The 17659-nt window shown below is 63.2% G+C and carries 16 protein-coding genes; 3 read left to right on the forward strand and 13 right to left on the reverse strand.

The genetic code is table 11. The features are described from left to right. Positions 1-10: 10 nt before the first annotated feature. Positions 11-2077, reverse strand: coding sequence for a TonB-dependent receptor (locus JOE27_RS00755; RefSeq protein ID WP_204917568.1), 2067 nt, complete (start codon positions 2075-2077; stop codon positions 11-13). Positions 2078-2307: 230 nt separating this feature from the next. On the opposite strand from JOE27_RS00755, the gene JOE27_RS00760 reads away from it, so the two are divergent. Then, the gene (locus JOE27_RS00760; protein WP_046787251.1) at positions 2308-2556 is read left to right on the forward strand and encodes a helix-turn-helix transcriptional regulator; all 249 of its coding nucleotides are present in this window, start codon (positions 2308-2310) and stop codon (positions 2554-2556) included. Between the two features lie 7 nt (positions 2557-2563). Beyond that, positions 2564-2926, forward strand: coding sequence for a hypothetical protein (locus tag JOE27_RS00765; RefSeq protein ID WP_196997821.1), 363 nt, complete (start codon positions 2564-2566; stop codon positions 2924-2926). On the opposite strand, the gene JOE27_RS00770 is transcribed toward JOE27_RS00765, so the two are convergent. After that, a complete protein-coding gene (locus tag JOE27_RS00770) occupies positions 2923-3309 on the reverse strand; it encodes a helix-turn-helix domain-containing protein (RefSeq protein ID WP_125923251.1) in 387 nt (128 codons plus the stop codon). The genes JOE27_RS00765 and JOE27_RS00770 overlap by 4 nt on opposite strands. A 201-nt stretch (positions 3310-3510) precedes the next feature. On the opposite strand from JOE27_RS00770, the gene JOE27_RS00775 reads away from it, so the two are divergent. Then, entirely contained in the window at positions 3511-3786 is a 276-nt protein-coding gene (locus JOE27_RS00775) for an ogr/Delta-like zinc finger family protein (RefSeq protein ID WP_080952154.1), read from the forward strand. An 82-nt stretch (positions 3787-3868) separates the two neighbouring features. On the opposite strand, the gene nuoN is transcribed toward JOE27_RS00775, so the two are convergent. From nuoN to nuoC, 11 genes are all read right to left on the reverse strand, one after another. After that, positions 3869-5338, reverse strand: a complete 1470-nt coding sequence (gene nuoN, locus JOE27_RS00780; RefSeq protein WP_115275303.1) for an NADH-quinone oxidoreductase subunit NuoN — start codon at positions 5336-5338, stop codon at positions 3869-3871. Between the two features lie 7 nt (positions 5339-5345). Then, a complete protein-coding gene (gene nuoM, locus JOE27_RS00785) occupies positions 5346-6878 on the reverse strand; it encodes an NADH-quinone oxidoreductase subunit M (RefSeq protein ID WP_046787247.1) in 1533 nt (510 codons plus the stop codon). A 40-nt stretch (positions 6879-6918) separates the two neighbouring features. Further along, positions 6919-8772, reverse strand: coding sequence for an NADH-quinone oxidoreductase subunit L (nuoL, locus tag JOE27_RS00790; RefSeq protein WP_204917570.1), 1854 nt, complete (start codon positions 8770-8772; stop codon positions 6919-6921). Further along, on the reverse strand, positions 8769-9077 hold the full coding sequence (gene nuoK, locus JOE27_RS00795; protein ID WP_003251446.1) for an NADH-quinone oxidoreductase subunit NuoK: 309 nt from the start codon (positions 9075-9077) through the stop codon (positions 8769-8771). Before nuoK ends, nuoL begins: the two co-directional genes overlap by 4 nt. Before the next feature lie 3 nt (positions 9078-9080). Further along, positions 9081-9581: an NADH-quinone oxidoreductase subunit J gene (gene nuoJ / locus JOE27_RS00800; RefSeq protein WP_012313764.1), complete on the reverse strand. Its 501-nt coding sequence runs from the start codon at positions 9579-9581 to the stop codon at positions 9081-9083. 10 nt (positions 9582-9591) lie between these two features. Then, complete coding sequence (gene nuoI / locus JOE27_RS00805) at positions 9592-10140, reverse strand: NADH-quinone oxidoreductase subunit NuoI (protein WP_003251442.1); 549 nt, start codon at positions 10138-10140, stop codon at positions 9592-9594. An 11-nt stretch (positions 10141-10151) separates the two neighbouring features. Beyond that, positions 10152-11159, reverse strand: a complete 1008-nt coding sequence (gene nuoH / locus JOE27_RS00810) for an NADH-quinone oxidoreductase subunit NuoH (protein ID WP_012273297.1) — start codon at positions 11157-11159, stop codon at positions 10152-10154. After that, complete coding sequence (gene nuoG, locus JOE27_RS00815; protein WP_204917573.1) at positions 11156-13870, reverse strand: NADH-quinone oxidoreductase subunit NuoG; 2715 nt, start codon at positions 13868-13870, stop codon at positions 11156-11158. Before nuoG ends, nuoH begins: the two co-directional genes overlap by 4 nt. A 132-nt stretch (positions 13871-14002) precedes the next feature. After that, positions 14003-15379, reverse strand: coding sequence for an NADH-quinone oxidoreductase subunit NuoF (gene nuoF / locus JOE27_RS00820; RefSeq protein WP_012313766.1), 1377 nt, complete (start codon positions 15377-15379; stop codon positions 14003-14005). After that, a complete protein-coding gene (gene nuoE / locus JOE27_RS00825) occupies positions 15376-15873 on the reverse strand; it encodes an NADH-quinone oxidoreductase subunit NuoE (RefSeq protein ID WP_012313767.1) in 498 nt (165 codons plus the stop codon). Before nuoE ends, nuoF begins: the two co-directional genes overlap by 4 nt. 2 nt (positions 15874-15875) lie before the next feature. Beyond that, positions 15876-17657, reverse strand: a complete 1782-nt coding sequence (gene nuoC, locus JOE27_RS00830) for an NADH-quinone oxidoreductase subunit C/D (protein ID WP_125923254.1) — start codon at positions 17655-17657, stop codon at positions 15876-15878. Between the last annotated feature and the right edge of the window lie 2 nt (positions 17658-17659).

A 17659-nucleotide genomic window follows, 5' to 3' on the forward strand; every position in this document is an offset into this window, starting at 1 on the left:
TTGCAGCGCTTCAACGCAAGCTGTATGAAACCCCGGCGTATACGCCAAACCCTTCCCCTGGCGTCGACCGGGCAATGTCTTGCCCTGCATCGTCGTACCCTGGCGTTACCGTCGCCGCATAGCGCTTGTTGGTCAGGTTGCGCAGGTCCAGCCAGGTCTGCCAGTCCTGTTTCGGCGAGTCCCAGCCCAGGCGCGCACCGAGCAGGGCGTAGGCATCGGCGTGGTAACTGTTGGCGTAATCGACTTGCACCTTGGACGCCATCTGCGTGTTGACCCCGGCATGGAAGCCGCTTGGCCAGTCGTAGCGCAGTTCGGCCTGGTAGTAATGCATGGGAATGCCAGGTAGGCGGTTGTCGCCGAAGGTGTCATCGTCCCGGTAGTGGAAATCACTGAACGTGTAGGCCTGGCGCAAGCTGAGCTTGCCAGTGCCAAGGTGCTCCCAGAGGGTGCTGTCCAGGCCGGCTTCGACGCCCTGGTGCACGGTGGCGCTGGCATTGACCTCCTTGGCCGGGAGGCCTGCCGCGATTTCAACGGCCAACAGTTCATGGCGCACTTGCGAGTAGTACCAGGCCAGGTCCCAGCGGCCCAGGGCCGAATCGCCGCGCGCGCCCAGTTCCAGCGTGGTGGCTGTCTGGTTTTGCAGTTCGATCGGCTGCGTGGCGACCGTGGAGCTCCAGATCAGTGACCATGGGTGGGGTGGCTCGACGGACCGGCTCAGGTTGCCATACACCTGCAGTTGCGGGTTGATGTCGTAGCGCAGGCCCAGGCGCGGTGCGTAGTCCCAGTCATGCTGGCTGACCTTGCCACCGTTCTGCGGATAGGTGACTGCGCTTTCACGGCGGGTATAGATCATCGCCAGGCCGGTGGTCAGCCACAGGTCCGGGATCAGCTCCAGATCGTTGCCGACATGCAGGACAGTATCCGACCCCTGATAGCTGAAGTCGCGGCTGCGTGCGCCGAAGTTGTCGCCAGTGGTACGGGCAAACTGCGAGGCGCCGCTGTTGGGCAGGTGCTTGGTGGTTCGCCAGCCCACGGTGGTGTTGCTCTGATGGCCCAGCAAGGTGTCGCGGCGCATGTAGTTCAGGGTGCCGCTGACATCGGTGTAGGCGACCTTCAGGCGCATCGGGCCTTCGCGCAGGTCCATGGGGAAGTCGTGGTACACCAGCCCGGCTTCCACCCGGGCATCGTCCTCAAGGTAGAAGGTGGTCTTGTTGGCCACCCAGGTACTGCCCGGTTGCGGCCGGCTGTCGTCGCGCGCCAGGTAGGCGGCGTTTGCGGCACGCGGGTCGTGCTTGATCTGGTCCTTGGTCAGGCGTCCGGCCAACTCATTCTCGGTTTCCCGGTAGCGCAGGTAGAAGCGCGTTTCCAGGTTGGGGTTGAAACGATAACCCACGTTGGCGGCGATGCCTTTGGCGCTGCCGCTGCTGTGCGCCTGGTAGCCGTCGTATTCCGAATCGGTGAGGGCCACGTAGTAGTCGAGGTTGCCCAATACCTGACCCGAGCTGACGTGCCTGTGCTGATAGCCGCGGCTGCCGGCCTCGTACCGCACCTGCAATGGCGCGGCGTCGTAACCGGTAGGCGTCACATAGTTGATTGCGCCACCCAGTGCCAGCGCGCCCTGATCGAAACCGTTGGCCCCTCGCAGTACTTCGGCGCGGCTCAGCCACAGCGGCTCGAACAGCTCGTAAGGTGTACCGCCCGGGCCGGTCAGCGGCAGGCCGTCGAACATCGTGTACACCCCTGAGCCGTGGGCTCCGGGCGCACGGTTGATGCCTGACCCGCGGATGGACAGCTTGATGCCATCGTTACCTGCAGACTGTGCGAACACCCCAGGCTGGTAGGCCAGCACGTCCTGGTTGCTGGTCACCCGTCCTTGCCCCACACGCTGCATGTCCACCAGGTTGCTGGCGCCGGGTACTGCCTGCAGGCGCGCGCGGGCGTCTTCCAGTTCGCTATGTGCTTCGTCACTGATCAGCACTTCGCCCAGTTCGACCGCAGGTGCAGCTGACGCGTGCTGGGCGACTGTGAAAAGGGCCACAAGGCCAAGGCAAGGTGAGGGGGGCAACACGGGGCGCATCGTACAACTCCAGGTGAAAAGGGCAGGCAACGGCGATGTGACGAGCGAAACGCCGTGCAAAGCACGGAGAGTTTCACTTAATTGAAAGCAGCCATTTGAGGATGGGTTTGTAGGACGGCGATTTACAAACCGTATGAATGGAACACGTGTTTTGGGATTCGTAAGGTGGAGTCCTACCGCGTCAGCCCGATAGCTGACGTGAACTGGCGATGATTTTTTGGAGTTCGGTGATGAGTGCCAACACGCAACAGATCGAAGATAGCCAAGCGGATACGCCTATTCGCCTGACCCCCAGAGAGCAGCAGGTATTGCTGTGGTGTGCCTATGGCAAGAGTTCGTGGGAAATCGGTCGAATCCTGCAGTGCCAGGAGTCGACGGTAAATTTCCATGTGGGCAACATCCTGCGCAAATTCGATGTATCCACGCGGGTCGCCGCCGTGATCAAGGCCATTCGCTACGGCATGCTTGCAGAGCAGTGAGGCACTCATGAGTGAAGTCGCATTGATTGATGGTGCCCTGTCCTGCGTTGTGGAGTGGCTCGAGCGCGACGGGCGGGTGCTTTTCGGTGCAGTGTTGGGCGCTTTACTGGTCAGCGCGGCACGTGATCGGCTGGTCATCGTTTCGCGCAAGCGGCTTACGTTGGGCAAGCAAGCCTTGCTGGCCCTTCTCACCGTTGGCGTGGGCTACCTGTTCGAGCCGCTGTTGCAAGCTTTGGCCCCCATGCTTTCGCGGGGCATGGCTGCTTTCGTGGCGGCGGTCGTGGTGGTTCCGATCAGCCTCAAGGTCATGGTGTGGCTGGACTCGGTGGACCTTCGTGAAATCGTGCAGCGTTGGCGCCGGCGCAGTTAGCCTTCGGAGGTATCCGGCTCACGGTAGGCAAGTGCATCCAGTTTCTTCTCCAGCTCCTGGATGCGCTGTTTGTCCTTGATGTACAGCAGCGTGGCCTCGCGGTCGGCGAATGAAAGGCTGCGCAAACGTTCGAGGATGTCATCTTCCCAGCCTTCACCGGTGTGCAAGGTACGCTCGCGCTCACCCATCAGCAGCCAGTCCAGCGAGCAGGCATGCTGCCGGGCCATATCTACGCATAATGAGTATGGAATGCTTTCGCGTACCTTCCAGCTGCTCAGTGTCTGCGGGCTTATACCAAGCGCTCTGGCCAGCTGAGCGTCGCTTTCGGACTGGGTAAGTTGCTTGAGGCGGGCCAGCACCGAGGCGAAAAAACGGCTACTCATAACAGATATCCATTGCTGGTTTAATGACATTCCCTGGGCTTAAACTACTCGTTATGAATAATAACCCTGCAATATGAGGAACTTTATCGTCATGAACAGCAGTTTGATGAAAAGCCTTTCTTATACAGTAGGCAATACTGACACAAATGGACGATCAACCTTACAGCTTCTGCCATTGCTCGGCCTTAACAGGTATCTACCGTGAGTACTTACAAACTGGTCTGCCCTCACTGCCATAGCCGGATGCGCATACGCACCAGCGAAGGTCGCCATATTTTCCTTAGAGTGGCCTATTTGCAATGCACCACGGAGGCGTGTGGCTGGTCGGTGAGGGCCGAGTTCGAAATGACCCATGAACTGTCACCCAGTGGAATGCCTAATCCGGATGTGTACTTGCCATCGGCCAGCAGTGATTTACGCAGGACTGCACTGCGCCGCAGTGATGATGTTGCGTCAGGCAGGCAAGCGGAACGGTAGCGTAGCCGGCACGGTTTGCAGCGCAGATAAAAAAACACCCCGCATGAGCGGGGTGTTTGCTATTGCCTGTTCGATCAGCCGATCAGCCGATCAGTTGCAGGCCAGCCTGCTGGACCATTTCCAGCAACGGCTGCGGGTAGACACCCAGTACGAAGGCGAGAATGGCGATCGCCAGCAGCATGACGCCGCCAGTGCGCTGTTCCCACTTCAGCGGCGCATCGTGGCGGCGCAGGTTCGGCTCGACCAGGTACAGGGTGACCATCACGCGCAGGTAGTAGTAAACGCCGATGGCGCTACCGATCACCAGGGCACCGACCAGCCACCACAGGTGCGACTCGACGCCAGTGGCGATGATGTAGAACTTGCCGATGAAGCCAGCGGTCAGCGGGATACCGGCCAGCGACAACATCATCACGGTCAGCACTGCCGTCAGGTACGGGCGGCGCCAGAACAGGCCGCGGTACTCGTACAGGGCATCGGCGTCACGGCCGCCGTAAGGCGAGGACATCAGGGTGATGACACCGAACGCACCCAGGCTGGTGATCACGTAGGTGACCAGGTACACGCCCATCGCTTCCATGGCCAGGCCCTTGCTGGCGATCAGGGCGATGAGCAGGTAGCCGAAGTGGGCGATGGACGAGTAACCGAGCAGACGCTTGAGGTTGCTCTGGGTCAGCGCCAGCAGGTTACCGACCAGGATCGAGGCGACCGCGATCACCGCCAGAACGGTGCTCAGCACGCCGCTGCTGGCAGCAGGGGAGAGCATGAACAGGCGTACGACCACGGCGAACACCGCGACCTTGCTCGCGGTGGCCAGGAACGCGGCGACTGGCGCCGGGGCGCCTTCGTAGACGTCCGGGGTCCACAGGTGGAAAGGTACCAGCGACAGCTTGAAGGCCAGGCCGACCAGCATCATGCCCAGGCCCAGCTGAGCCACCAGGCTTGGCATGCTGGTGGCGGCCAGGGCTTTGCCGATCTGGTCGAAGCTCAGGCTACCGGCATCGGCATACAACAGCGCCATGCCGAACAGCAGGAAGGCCGAGCCTGCGGCCGACAGCACCATGTACTTGATACCGGCTTCCAGCGAACGCTTGTTGAAGAAGGCGTACGCCACCAGGCCGTAGACCGGCACCGACAGCAGCTCCAGGCCGATGAACAGGCCGGCCAGGTGGTTGGCACTGACCAGCACCAGGCCACCGAGGGCCGACATCAACAGCAGCAGGTAGAGTTCTTCACGGTTGCCGGGGAAGCCCTTGGAGCCTTCACCGAGATAGGCGTGAGCCAGTGTGACGCAGGCCAGCGTGGCCACCAGTACGATGGCCATGTACAGGCAGGCGAACTTGTCGATGGTGATTAGCGAAGTGACCGCCAGCGGCGCGACCTTCAGCGCCGGCAGGATCGACAGCAGGGCCAGGTTCAGGCCCACGGTGGACAACAGGAAGGTCTGCGAGTGGTTGCGCTTCCAGGCGATCGCCAGCATCACCACCACCGTGGTGATGGTGGTGATCAGCATCGGCGCCAATGCGATGAAGTGTTGAGTGGTGAATTCCATAGCGCTCTTACCGGGCCGAAGCGAGTTGAGTGAAAGCGGAGCCAAGCCACTGCTGCACACCGCTCATGGTGGCTGCAGAAGTGTCGAGGAACGGCTGCGGGTACACACCAAGCACGATCAGCAGCACCGCAAGGCCCAGCACCATGATCAGCTCGCGGCCGTCCATACCGGCCAGCACGGTGTCGCTCTTGCTTGGGCCGAAGTAGGCACGGTGGATCATGATCAGCGAGTAGACCGAGCCGAAGACCAGGCCGGTGGTTGCGATCACGGTGATCCATGGCACGCTGGCGAAGCTGCCGATCAGGATCAGGAACTCGCCGACGAAGTTGCCGGTGCCTGGCAGGCCCAGCGATGCAGCGGCGAAGAACAGGCTGATGGCGGGCAGGTAGGCAATGCGGTGCCACAGGCCACCCATCTGACGCATGTCACGGGTGTGCAGGCGCTCGTACAGCTGGCCGGACAGGATGAACAGCGCGGCAGCCGACAGGCCGTGGGCCAGCATCTGGATCACCGCGCCTTGCAGGGCCTGCTGGCTGCCGGAGTAGATGCCGATCAGCACGAAGCCCATGTGCGAGACGCTGGAGAAGGCGATCAGGCGCTTGATGTCGGTTTGCGCGAAGGCCAGGAAGGCACCGTAGAAGATACCGATCAGGCCCAGGGTCATGGCGATCGGGGCAAACTCGGCCGAGGCGTTCGGGAACAGCGGCAGGGCGAAGCGCAGCAGGCCGTAGGCCGCCGTCTTCAGCAAGATGCCCGCCAGGTCCACGGAACCTGCGGTCGGTGCCTGGGCGTGCGCATCAGGCAGCCAGGAGTGGAACGGCACCACCGGCAGCTTGACCGCGAAGGCGATGAAGAAGCCCAGCATCAGCAGGTATTCGACGCCAGCCGGCAGTTCGGCCTTGAGCAGGTCGCTGTAGTTGAAGGTGAGCACGCCGGTGGTGTTGTAGTTGACCAGCACCAGGCCAAGGATCGCCACCAGCATGATCAGGCCGCTGGCCTGGGTGAAGATGAAGAACTTGGTGGCGGCGTAGATCCGGGTCTTCTTGCCGTCTGCCGAGCTGTGACCCCAGAGCGCGATGAGGAAATACATCGGCACCAGCATCATTTCCCAGAAGAAGAAGAACAGGAACAGGTCCAGGGCCAGGAATACACCGACCACGCCGCCCAGAATCCACATCAGGTTGAGGTGGAAGAAGCCGACGTGGCGCTGGATTTCTTTCCAGGAGCACAGCACCGAGAGCACACCGAGCAGGCCGGTGAGCAGGATCATCAGCAGCGACAGGCCATCGAGGGCCAGGTGGATGCTGATGCCGAAGCGCTTGATCCACTCGACTTTGTATTCGAGTGCCCAGGCAGGTTCGGCGCCCGGTGCAGGGGCCAGGGTGTAATCGCCGGTGCCCCACAGCCACAGGCCGATGCCGAGCAGCAGGGACATGGTCAGCAGCGCGATCCAGCGCGGCAGGGTGGAGCCGAAGCGCTCACCCAGCCAGCACAGGAAGCCGCCGATGAAAGGGATCAGGATCAGCCAAGGCAAAATCATGACGGGTTGGTTTCCTTTGGCAAAGTCGCAAGATTCATAGTCATACCGCAGCCACTACCACAGCGCCGAGTACCAGCACGGCGCCGACGGCGATCGAGGCGGTGTACCAGCGCAGCTGGCCGGTCTCGGTCTTGCTCATGGCGACGTGGCCGCCACGGGCCATCCGAGGGATCAGGCCGATGCTGCGGTCAACCGGATCCTTGCGCAGGATGTGGCTGATCAGCAGGTAAGGTTTGACGAAGAGCTTGTCGTAGATCCAGTCGAAGCCCCAGGCGGCGAACCACCAGGCCGAAAGGACGCGGCCGATGCTGCTGTTGGCGACGGCGCTGGCGAAGCGGCGCTTGCCCAGGAACAGCAGGGCCGACAGCAGGATACCGGCGATGGCGATGGCGCCCGAGGCGATCTCCAGCGAGTGCTTGGCTTCACCGCCGGCATGGCCGGCGCTTTCAGGCAGCACGCCTGCCAGCGGTGGGTGGATCCAGGCGCCGACGAAGGTCGACAGCACGATCAGCACGCCCAGCGGCAGCCAGTGGCTGATGCCGTGGCCGGCGTGGGCTTGGGTCTTGGCTTCGCCGTGGAAGGCGATGAAGATCAGGCGGAAGGTGTACAGCGAGGTCATGAACGCACCGACCAGGCCGGCGTACAGCAGGCCGGTATTGCCGCTGGCGAAGGCTTCCCAGAGGATCTCGTCCTTGGAGTAGAAGCCTACGGTCAGGATCGGCAGGGCGGCCAGGGCGGCACCACCGACCACGAAGCTGGCGTAGGCCAGCGGCAGTTTCTTCCACAGGCCGCCCATCTTGAAGATGTTCTGCTCGTGGTGGCAGGCAACGATCACCGCACCCGAAGCAAGGAACAGCAGGGCCTTGAAGAAGGCGTGGGTCATCAGGTGGAAGATTGCCGCGTCCCAGGCACCCACGCCCAGCGCCAGGAACATGTAGCCGATCTGGCTCATGGTCGAGTAGGCGAGGATACGCTTGATGTCGGTCTGCACCAGCGCGGCGAAACCGGCCAGCACCAGGGTCACGCCACCGACCACACCGACCAGGTGCAGGATGTCCGGGGCCAGCAGGAACAGGCCGTTGGTACGGGCGATCAGGTATACGCCTGCGGTTACCATGGTGGCGGCGTGGATCAGTGCCGAAACCGGGGTAGGGCCTGCCATCGCATCGGCCAGCCAGGTCTGCAGCGGCAGCTGGGCCGATTTACCGACCGCGCCACCCAGCAGCATCAGGGTTGCCAGGACCATCCAGGTGTCGCCCGCCTGGAATTTCTGCGGTGCCAGCACCAGCAGCTCCTGCACGTTCAGGGTGCCGAGCTGGACGAACAGGATGAACAGGCCGATGGCCAGGAACACGTCGCCGACACGGGTGACGATGAAAGCCTTGAGTGCTGCATTACCGTTGTTGCGGTTGCTGTAGTAGAAACCGATCAACAGGTAAGAGCACAGGCCCACGCCTTCCCAGCCGAAGTAGATGAACAGCAGGTTATCGCCCAGGATCAGGAACAGCATGCTGGCGATGAACAGGTTGGTGTACGAGAAGAAGCGCGAGTAACCGGCTTCGCCACGCATGTACCAGGAGGCGAACAGATGGATCAGGAAGCCTACGCCGGTGACCACGCCAAGCATGGTGACCGACAGGCCGTCCAGGTACAGGGTGAAGTTCGGCGCGAAGCCGTCCACCGACATCCACTGCCACAACAGCTGGCTGTACGCGCCGCCTTCAGGCGGGGCGACATTGAATTGCCAGATGACGTAGGCCGCCACGGCGGCCGAGAGGCCGACCGAGCCGACGCCGATCAGGGCGGACAGGTTCTCCGAGAACCGCCCGCGCGAGAACGACAGCAGCAAAAAGCCGATCAGGGGGAAGACGAAAGTCAGGAAGAGAAGGTTCATCCGCGCATCTCACTGGCAGCATCGATGTCGAGAGTGTGGAAGCGGCGATACAGCTGCAGCAGGATCGCCAGGCCGATACTGGCCTCGGCGGCTGCCAGGCTGATCACCAGAATGAACATCACCTGGCCGTCGGGCTGGACCCAACGGGCACCGGCGACGACGAACGCCAGGGCAGAGGCGTTCATCATGACTTCCAGGCTCATGAGCACGAAGAGGATGTTGCGGCGGACCATCAGGCCAACCAGACCTAAGCAGAACAGGATGCCGGCGACCGCCAGACCATGCTCGAGAGGGATAGCACCCATGATTTACTCCTTCGCCTCGTTGCGGCCCAGGTGGAAGGCGGTGACGGCTGCGGCGAGCAGCAGCATCGAGGCCAGTTCGACCACCAGCAGGTACGGGCCGAACAGGCTGATGCCCACTTCTTTCGGGCCCACGGTGGTGCCGCTGATGCCGGCCCCGCTCGGGGTGACGAACAGCACGTACAGCAGCTCAAGCAGCAGCAGGGTGCCGAGTATCACCGGCCCTGCCCATATGCCGGGCTTGAGCCAGCCGCGTTCCTGGGCGACCGAGGCCGGCCCCAGGTTGAGCATCATCACCACGAAGACGAACAGCACCATGATGGCGCCGGCGTAGGCGATCACTTCCAGGGCGCCGGCGAACGGCGCACCCAGGGCGAAGAAGATCATTGCCACGGAAATCAGCGAAATGATCAGGTAGAGCAGGGCGTGCACGGGGTTGGTGCCAGTGACCACCCGAAGGGTGGAGACCACGGCGATCCCGGATGCGAAGTAGAAAGCGAATTCCATCTTTCTGTCCTTATGGGAGCAAGCTCTTCACGTTGATCGGCTCGGCTTCGTTCTGCGCAGAGCCTTTCGGCTTGCCAGCGATCGCCATACCCGCAACACGGTAGAAGTTGTAGTCAGGGTTCTTGCCGGGGCCGGAGATCAGCAGATCTTCTTTCTCGTACACCAGGTCCTGACGCTTGAACTCGGCCATTTCGAAATCCGGAGTCAGCTGGATTGCGGTGGTCGGGCACGCCTCCTCGCACAGGCCGCAGAAAATGCAGCGCGAGAAGTTGATGCGGAAGAACTCCGGGTACCAGCGGCCGTCCTCGGTCTCGGCCTTCTGCAGCGAGATGCAGCCGACTGGGCAGGCCACCGCGCAGAGGTTGCACGCTACGCAGCGCTCCTCGCCGTCGGGGTCGCGAGTGAGGACGATACGGCCGCGGTAGCGCGGCGGCAGGTACACGGGTTCTTCGGGGTACTGCAGGGTGTCGCGCTTGCGGAACCCGTGGGAGAACACCATTGCCAGGCTGCGCAGCTGAGTGCCGGTGCCCTTAACGATGTCGCCGATATATTTGAACATGGGTCAAATCCTCACTGGGCCGCGACGGCTGGCGTGTTGTAAAGCACGATCGCAGCGGTCACCAGCAAATTGATCAGGGTCAGCGGCAGGCAGAACTTCCAGCTGAAGTCCATCACCTGGTCATAGCGTGGGCGCGGGATCGAAGCGCGCAGCAAGATGAACAGCATGATGAAGAACGCGGTTTTCAGCGCGAACCACAGGAACGGCACTTGCGGCAGGATGCCGAACGGGCCGTGCCAGCCACCGAAGAACAGGGTCACCAGCAGCGCCGAGATGAGGATGATGCCGATGTACTCACCGACGAAGAACATGCCCCATTTCATGCCGGCATACTCGATGTGGTAGCCGTCGGCCAGTTCCTGTTCCGCTTCTGGCTGGTCGAAGGGGTGACGGTGAGTCACGGCAACGCCGGCGATGAAGAAGGTGCAGAAGCCGAAGAACTGCGGAATGATGAACCACAGGTTCTGGGCCTGGTATTCAACGATGTCACGCATGTTGAACGAGCCCACCTGTACCACCACGCCCATCAGCGCCAGGCCCAGGAACACTTCGTACGACACGGTCTGTGCCGAGGCGCGCAAGCTGCCCAGCAGGGCATACTTGTTGTTCGACGACCAGCCGGCAAACAGCACGGCGTAGACCGACAGGCCGGCCATGGCGAAGAAGAACAGCAGGCCGATGTTCAGGTCGGCAACGCCCCAGCCCGGCGTGATCGGAATGATCGAGAAGCCGATCAGCAGCGCACTCATGGCCACCACCGGCGCCAGGGTGAAAATCATCTTGTCGACGAAGGGCGGGTTCCAGTCTTCCTTGAAGAACATCTTCAGCATGTCGGCGGCGATCTGGAACATGCCGAACGGGCCGACGCGGTTAGGACCGTAACGGTCCTGCCACCAGCCCAGCAGGCGGCGCTCGACGAAGCTGAGCAGGGCGCCGCAGACCACTACGGCCAGCAGGACCACGATAGCCTTGACGACCTGGATGATCACATCGATCACTTCGGGGGTGAACCAGCTCATTGTGCTGCCTCCTGCAGACCTTCGACGGATGCACCGAAGATGGCCGGCGGGATGCCGGCCAGGCCTTTGGGCAGCGCGACCAGGCCAGCGCCCAGTTCTTCATTGATGCGCAGCGGCAGGCGCAGGGCCACACCGGCCACGTTCAGGCTCAGCAGCGCGCCTTCGTTGACGCCCAGGCGGTCGGCCTCGGACTTGGCCAGTGCCACGTAGGCGGCAGGGATGCGCTCTTGAACCGGTGCAGCGCGCGAAGAGCTTTCTTCGCTGCCGAACAGATGGAAGAACGGTACTGCGGTCCAGGTGCCACGGGCCGGGTTGAAGGCGCCCGGAATGGTGTTGAACCAGGTCAGGCGATCGCCTTGCGATTCGATCAGGCGCACGCCCGGGTCACCGGCACGCAGGTGGCCACCGACCTCGTCCTGGAACTTGTTCCAGGCTTGCGGCGAGTTCCAGCCCGGCGACCAGGCGAACGGCACCTGCTGGCGCGGTTCGGCGGAGCCCGAGTAGCCTTCCATGGAGAAGGCGAACGCGGTGTCCTTGTCCTGCGGGGTGCGTGGCTCGTGCACGCTGATGTTGGCGCGCATCGCGGTACGGCCGGAGTAGCGCAGCGGCTCACGGGCCAGCTTCATGCCCTTGATGCGGAACGCAGCAGAAGGCGCCGCGTTGACGATGCCGGCCAGTTGCGGGGCAGCTACGGCGCAGGCGCTGGTGACGTGGTCCAGCTGGGTCCAGTCGACCGGCTTGTTCAGCAGGGTGGCACGCAGGGCGTGCATCCAGCGCCAGCCTTCGTGGACCAGGATGCTGCTGTCCAGGTACTGCGGGTCGAACACCTGGAAGAAGCGCTGGGCACGGCCTTCCTGGCTGACCAGGGTACCGTCGCCTTCGGCGAACGAGGCCGCCGGCAGCACCAGGTGGGCACGCTCCAGGGTGGCTGTGTTGGAGTGGTCGGCGACGATCACGACCTTCGCAGCGGCCAGGGCGGCATCGACCTTGGCGGCCGGTACGCGGGTGTACAGGTCGTTTTCCAGCACCACGATGGCGTCGGCCTTGCCGCTGATGACCGCATCCAGCGCGGCATCGGCGGACTCGCCACCGAGCATGGCCAGGCCGAGGCTGTTGGCCTCAGGTACCACCAGGCTCAGCGAGCCGTTTTTCTCGCGCAGCTTCAGGGCCTTGGCGATGTTGGCGGCAGCCTCGATCAGCGCCGGGTCGGCCAGCGAAGTACCGGCAACCACCAGCGGACGCTTGGCGGCAACCAGGGCGTCGGCGATGCGCTTGGCCAGGGCCAGGGCTTCGTCGTCCAGGCCTGCAACGGCCGGGGCGCTCGGGTCGATGGCGTGGGCCACGGCGAAACCGATGCGGGCCAGGTCGGCGGGGGCGGCGTGCACGCATTCTTCGGCAACGTCGTCCAGCTTGGTCTCAGCCAGGCTGGCGATGAACAGCGGGTACAGTGCGTGCTGGCCGATGTTCTTCACGGCGGCGTCGAGCCAAGGCTGCACTTTCATGGCCTCGGCCATGGCTTCAGCCTTGCCTTTGGTTGCTTGACGCACGGCCAGGGCAACGCGGGCGGCGGTCTGGGTCAGGTCTTCGCCGAGCACGAACACTGCGTCGTGGTCTTCGATGTCGCGCAGGGTCGGCACTTGCAACGGGCTGTTGTTCAGCACGTCCAGGGCCAGGCGTACGCGGGCCAGCTCACCGGCTTCCATACCCGAGTAGAAGTAGTCGGCACCGACCAGCTCGCGCAGGCCGTAGTTGCTTTCCAGGCTGGCGCGGGGCGAGCCGATACCTACGATGGTACGGCCGCGCAGCAGGTCGGCGGCCTTGTCCAGGGCGGCGTCCAGGCCCAGTTTGGTGCCATCGGCCAGGCGTGGCTGGCGTGGGCGGTCGGTGCGGTTGACGTAGCCGTAACCGAAGCGGCCACGGTCGCACAGGAAGTACTGGTTGACCGAACCGTTGAAACGGTTTTCGATCCGGCGCAGCTCGCCGTAGCGCTCGCCCGGGCTGATGTTGCAGCCGCTGGAGCAGCCGTGGCAGATGCTCGGGGCGAACTGCATGTCCCACTTGCGGTTGTAGCGCTCGGAGTGGGTCTTGTCGGTGAACACGCCGGTCGGGCAGACCTCGGTCAGGTTGCCGGAGAACTCGCTTTCCAGCACGCCGTCTTCAACGCGGCCGAAGTACACGTTGTCGTGGGCGCCATAGACACCCAGGTCGGTGCCGCCTGCGTAGTCCTTGTAGTAGCGCACGCAGCGGTAGCAGGCGATGCAGCGGTTCATCTCGTGAGCGATGAACGGGCCGAGGTCCTGGTTCTGGTGGGTACGCTTGGTGAAACGGTAGCGGCGCTCGTTGTGGCCGGTCATTACCGTCATGTCCTGCAGGTGGCAGTGGCCGCCTTCCTCGCACACCGGGCAGTCGTGCGGGTGGTTGGTCATCAGCCATTCGACGACGCTGGCGCGAAACGCCTTGGATTCGTCATCGTCGATGGAAATCCAGGTGCCGTCGGAGGCAGGGGTCATGCAGGACATGACGATACGACCACGGGTGTCGTTCTCGTCGGTGTACTGCTTGACCGCACACTGCCGACAGGCGCCAACGCTTCCAAGCGCCGGGTGCCAGCAGAAATAGGGGATGTCGAGGCCGAGCGACAGACACGCCTGTAACAGGTTGTCTGCACCGTTGACTTCGAGCGCTTTGCCGTCTACGTGGATAGTGGCCATTGTTCAAAGTTCTTCGTTGGCCCGCGTGAGCGGGCGTGGCTAATGGAAATCTGTAAGCCTGCGGCCTGCCGCGAATCGTTCGGGCCGGCCTGCAGGCTGGCGGGTGGCACGGACCACCCGCGTTCTATCTTTTTATGCGCCGACTACAATCGGCCCGGCCTGGATTGGCTTTGCCAGGTTCGGGCGCAGGGTGCCAGCGCTTTCAGGCGCCACACCGGCCTCGAACTCCGAGCGGAAGTATTTGATGGCACTGCCCAGCGGCTCGACGGCACCGGGTGCGTGAGCGCAGAAGGTACGGCCTGGGCCGAGGAAGTTGACCAGACCCAGCAGGGTCTCGATGTCTTCGGCACGGCCCTGGCCGTTTTCCAGGGAGCGCAGCATCTTCACGCTCCACGGCAGGCCGTCCCGGCAGGGGGTGCACCAGCCGCACGATTCGCGGGCGAAGAACTCTTCCATGTTGCGCAGCAGCGAAACCATGTTGACGCTGTCGTCGACCGCCATGGCAAGGCCCGTACCCATGCGGGTGCCGACCTTGGCGATGCCGCCGGCGTACATCTGCGCGTCGAGGTGCTCGGGCAGCAGGAAACCGGTACCGGCGCCGCCTGGCTGCCAGCACTTGAGCTTGAAGCCGTCGCGCATGCCGCCGGCGTAGTCTTCGAACAGCTCACGGGCGGTCACGCCGAATGGCAGCTCCCACAGCCCCGGGTTCTTCACCTTGCCTGAGAAGCCCATCAGCTTGGTGCCGTGGTCCTCGCTGCCTTCGCGGGCCAGCGACTTGTACCAGTCGTTGCCGTTGGCGACGATGGCCGGCACGTTGCACAGGGTCTCGACGTTGTTCACGCACGTCGGCTTGCCCCACACACCCACGGCGGCAGGGAAGGGCGGCTTGGAGCGCGGGTTGGCGCGGCGGCCTTCCAGCGAGTTGATCAGTGCGGTTTCTTCACCGCAGATGTAGCGCCCGGCACCGGTGTGCACGAACAGCTCGAAGTCGAAGCCCGAGCCGAGGATGTTCTTGCCCAGCAGGCCGGCAGCCTTGGCTTCATCGATGGCGCGGTTGAGGTTCTTCGCCGCAGTGGTGTACTCGCCACGCAGGAAGATGTAGCCGCGGTAGGCCTTCAGGGCGCGGGCGCTGATCAGCATGCCCTCGACCAGCAGATGGGGCTGTTGCTCCATCAGCATGCGGTCTTTCCAGGTGTTGGGCTCCATTTCGTCCGCGTTGCACAGCAGGTAGCGGATGTTCATGGATTCGTCTTTGGGCATCAGGCCCCACTTCACGCCAGTGGGGAAGCCCGCGCCGCCACGGCCCTTGAGGCCGGAGTCCTTGACGCTCTGCACGATGTCGTCGGCGGACATTTCTGCCAGTGCCTTGCGGGCGGCAGCGTAGCCGTTCTTGGCCTGGTACTCGTCGAGCCATACCGGCTCGCCGTCGTCACGCAGGCGCCAGGTCAGCGGGTGAGTTTCGGCCGAACGCGCGATGCGGTTGGCCGGGCCGAAGGAAGTGATGGTCATACGTAACCCTCCAGCAGCTTGGAAACGCCAGCAGGCTGCACGTCGCCAAAGGTATCGTCATCGATCATCAGCGCCGGGGCCTTGTCGCAGTTGCCCAGGCAGCACACCGGCAGCAGGGTGAAACGACCGTCTGCGGTGGTCTGGCCCAGGCCGATGCCCAGTTCGCTCTGGATCTGGCTGACCACCGACTCGTGGCCGCCGATGTAGCAGACCATGCTGTCGCACACACGAATGATGTGGCGGCCGACAGGCTGGCGGAAAATCTGGCTGTAGAAGGTGGCCACGCCCTCGACGTCGCTGGCAGGGATGCCGAGCACTTCGCCGATGGCGTAGATGGCGCCGTCCGGCACCCAGCCGCGTTCCTTCTGGACGATCTTCAGGGCTTCGATGGACGCCGCGCGCGGGTCCTCGTAGTGGTGCATCTCGTGCTCGATGGCCGAGCGCTCGGTTTCGCTCAGGGCGAAACGGTCTGTCTGGATAAGCGTGCTGTTCATGCTTAGCGGTCCACGTCAGCCATAACGAAGTCGATACTGCCCAGGTACGCGATGAGGTCCGCGACCATGCTGCCTTTGATCACCGAAGGGATCTGCTGCAGGTGCGGGTAGCTCGGGGTGCGGATCCGGGTGCGGTAGCTCATGGTGCCGCCATCGCTCGTCAGGTAGTAACTGTTGATGCCCTTGGTCGCTTCGATCATCTGGAACGACTCGTTGGCCGGCATGACCGGGCCCCACGAGACTTGCAGGAAGTGCGTGATCAAGGTTTCGATGTGCTGCAGGGTGCGCTCTTTCGGCGGCGGCGTGGTCAGCGGGTGATCCGCCTTGTACGGGCCTTCCGGCATGTTGCGCAGGCACTGGTCGATGATGCGGATACTCTGGCGCATCTCCTCGACACGGACCATGCAGCGATCGTAGGCATCGCCGTTGTGGGCCAGCGGCACTTCGAACTCGAAGTTCTCGTAGCCGGAGTACGGGCGCGCTTTGCGCAGGTCGAAGTCGCAGCCGGTGGCGCGCAGGCCGGCACCGGTGGTGCCCCATTCCAGCGCTTCTTTGGTGTTGTACGCGGCAACGCCAATGGTACGGCCCTTGAGGATGCTGTTCTGCAGGGCAGCCTTGGTGTATTCGTCCAGGCGCTTGGGCAGCCAGTCGACGAAGTCCTTGACCAGCTTGTCCCAGCCACGCGGCAGGTCGTGAGCGACGCCGCCGATGCGGTACCAGGCCGGGTGCAGGCGGAAACCGGTGATCGCCTCGATCACGGTGTAGGCGCGCTGGCGGTCGGTGAAGGTGAAGAACACCGGAGTCATGGCGCCGACGTCCTGGATGTAGGTACCCAGGAACAGCAGGTGGCTGGTGATGCGGAAGAACTCGGCGAGCATGATGCGAATCACGTCGACCTTCTGCGGCACCTGAATACCTGCCAGCTTTTCTACCGCCAGGACGTACGGCAGGTTGTTCATCACCCCGCCCAGGTAGTCGATACGGTCGGTGTAGGGGATGAAGCTGTGCCAGGACTGGCGCTCGGCCATCTTCTCGGCACCACGGTGGTGGTAGCCGATGTCCGGTACGCAGTCGACGATCTCTTCGCCGTCCAACTGCAGGACGATACGGAACGCACCGTGGGCAGACGGGTGGTTGGGGCCCAGGTTGAGGAACATGTAGTCCTCGTTGGCGCCCTGACGCTTCATGCCCCAGGCTTCCGGGTTGAAGCGTGCCGATTCCTCTTCAAGCTGCTGCTTGGCCAGGGTCAGGCTGTAGGGGTCGAACTCGGTGGCGCGGGCCGGGTAGTCCTTGCGCAGCGGGTGGCCTTCCCAGGTCGGCGGCATCATGATGCGGCTCAGGTGTGGGTGGCCGGCAAAGTCGATGCCGAACATGTCCCAGACTTCGCGCTCGTACCAGTTGGCGTTTGGCCAGATGCCGGTCACGGTCGGCAGGTTCAGGTCGCCTTCGCTGAGCGACACCTTGATCATCACGTCGCTGTTACGCTCGACCGACATCAGGTGGTAGAACACACTGAAATCGGCGGCAGGCAGGCCGCGACGCTGTGTGCGCAGGCGTTCGTCGACACCGTGCAGGTCGTACAGCATGCTGTATGGCTTGGTGACGCCGCGCAGGAAGCTGAGCACCTCTTTGAGCTGGGCGCGCTTGACCCACAGCACGGGCATGCCGGTGCGGGTTTCCTGGGCGACGAATGCTTCGGCGCCAAAACGGTTGTGCAGTTCGACGACCACATCCTGGTCGTCAGCCTTGTAAGGCGGAATGAAAATAGCGTTGTCCGCTGTCATGG

This window comes from Pseudomonas sp. M5 (genome assembly GCF_016907075.1).
GTDB classification, from domain to species: Bacteria; Pseudomonadota; Gammaproteobacteria; order Pseudomonadales; family Pseudomonadaceae; genus Aquipseudomonas; species Aquipseudomonas putida_E.